This is a genomic window from Leucobacter sp. M11 (assembly GCF_035726885.1).
In the GTDB taxonomy this organism is placed as follows: Bacteria; Actinomycetota; Actinomycetes; order Actinomycetales; family Microbacteriaceae; genus JAPFRB01.
In genome coordinates, this window is the sequence record NZ_JAPFRB010000004.1 from 110803 (window position 1) to 113034 (window position 2232).

The window sequence follows — 2232 nt, forward strand, 5'->3', positions numbered from 1 at the left end:
TGAGATCTCCGCGGCGTCCGAAAGCGGGCTGACGGTCACGGCGACGGGCACGGGTTACTCGGGTTCCTCGTACCGAAGCGGCGTGTACGCGGCGCTGATCGAGACTGGCTCTGAGGCAACGGTGACAGCCGATACCGGTTTCGTTGACATGGATTATGTGCGGCCGGACATGATGACGGACGGATCCTTCTCCGTCGTCTGGGATGCTCCTGCGGCGAACCTTGACCGGGAAACCTCGTACGAGATGATCGTCTGGCCCGCGCACTCGCTTCCGACCACGGCAACGATCTACGCGCGTGCTGCGCTTGCGGTATCTGCGGAGCAGTGGGAACTGGTGTTCCCGGCCCCGATTGCGCCGGTAACGGCGGCGGTTGAGGTTTCTGCCGCGACCGAGGCTGGGCTGACACTGGCCGCGTCGGGTACCGGGTATTCGGCTCCGCAGCACAGCGGTGGGGTGTACGCGGCTGTGATCGAGACCGGATCTGAGGCAGGCGTTACGGCGGATGCCGGATATGTCGGCATGAGCTTTGTTCGCGCGAACATGATCACGGACGGGGCATTCTCGGTCGTGTTGGATGGACCTGCCGCGAGCCTTGACCGGAACACGTCGTACGAGATGATCGTGTGGCCCGCGCACTCGCTCCCGACGACGGAGACGATTTTTGCGCGCGCGCCGCTTTCGGTTTCGGCGGAGCAGTGGGAGACGGTGTTCCCGGCACCGGTTGTTGAGCCGAAGGTGGCTTTCAGCGTTCAGGCGTCTGCCGCAGGGCTGACGGTTCCGGTGACGGGGACCGGGTTCACGAAGCAGGCTGCTGGCGATGGGGTCTACGTTGCGGTGATCAAGGCTGGTCAGGCGATGACGGTTGAGAGCGCAAAATCGCCTGCGGTGGTGGGCGTGACATTCATGAGCCCGAAGGCTCCCGCTGGCCGTGGCCTGGCGAAGGACGGCTCGTTTAGCACCACGATTGACCTGCCTCAGGCGAACCTTGTTTCTGGTGAGCCCTATGAGGTCCTGGTGTGGAACGCACACGGCGTGGTGAGCCCGGAGAGCTTGGTCTCGGTTGAGCCGCTGCCGGTTTCGGCGGAGCAGTGGGAGACCGTCTTCCCCACCCCCGTTGCGGAGCGGGTCGTTTCCACGAGCGTGGGCGCAATCGTGCAGAACGACACGATGACCTTCTCCGTCACGGGATCTGGATACCCGAAGGAGAACTACCAGAAGGGCCTGTACGCATCGGTCATCGAAGCGGGAACCTCCGGCGAGCTGTCGCAGGGGAACGTGGGGCTACAGGTTGCCTATATTCCCGTCACGAAGCTCACGACGGGAACCTTTACCGCGGACATCGTTGTCAATGCGACGAAGCTGGACAACACCAAGCAGTACGAAATCGCTGTCTGGCGAGCCCAGACGAACCCCTCTGACCAGAGCGCGGATCTGGAGACGAGCGGGCTCGCCATCACGGACGAGCACTGGGCAGCGTTGTTCCCGAAGCCTGCCGTTGAGCGTCAGGTGACCGCCCAGGTTGGCGCGATCTCGGCGAAGGAATCGATCGCTGTTGAGATCTCGGGTACTGGCTACCCGGTCGAGAACTACTCGAACGGAGTGTACGTTTCGTTCATCGAGGCTGGCACCGCCGATGAACTGAGCCAGACGAATATGGGCCTGACGTTTGCGTGGGTCAAGCCGAGCGCTTTTGAGCAGGAGGGTTTTCGCCACACCCTGACGGTTCCAGCGTCGAAGATCAACCGGATGCAGGAATACGAAATCGTCGTCTGGCGTGGGCACACCTTGCCCGCCGACGAGAACGCCGACCTGAGCAAGGCTTCGCTGACGATCTCTGAGGCGAACTGGGACATGCTGTTCCCGAAGCCCGCTCCGAAGGTGTCGGCAACGGTCGGGAAGATTGTTCCGGACACGTCTGTTGCGGTTTCGGTTGCCGGTGTTGCGTTCCCGGCGTCTGAGTTCCCCAATGGTGTGTACGCGGCGCTGGTGGAGAAGGGCACGATTCTTGACCAGACGATGCCGAACTTTGGGCTGAAGTATGAGTGGGTTCGGGCGACGGGGGCGGACGGGACGTTTACGTCGGTGCTCTCTGTTCCGGCTGACAAGCTGGACCGGTCGAAGGAGTATGAGGTTGCGGTGTGGCGTGGGCACACGATGCCCGCGATGCCGACGTCGAATCTGACGGTGGTGCCGGTGGAGTTCTCCACGGCGAACTGGGACATGCTGTTCCC

The 2232-nt window shown here is 62.7% G+C and carries 1 protein-coding gene; it reads left to right on the forward strand.

The features are described from left to right. The coding region (locus OOT08_RS12505) for a hypothetical protein (RefSeq protein WP_325093072.1) at positions 1-2232 on the forward strand (2232 nt) is incomplete at both ends.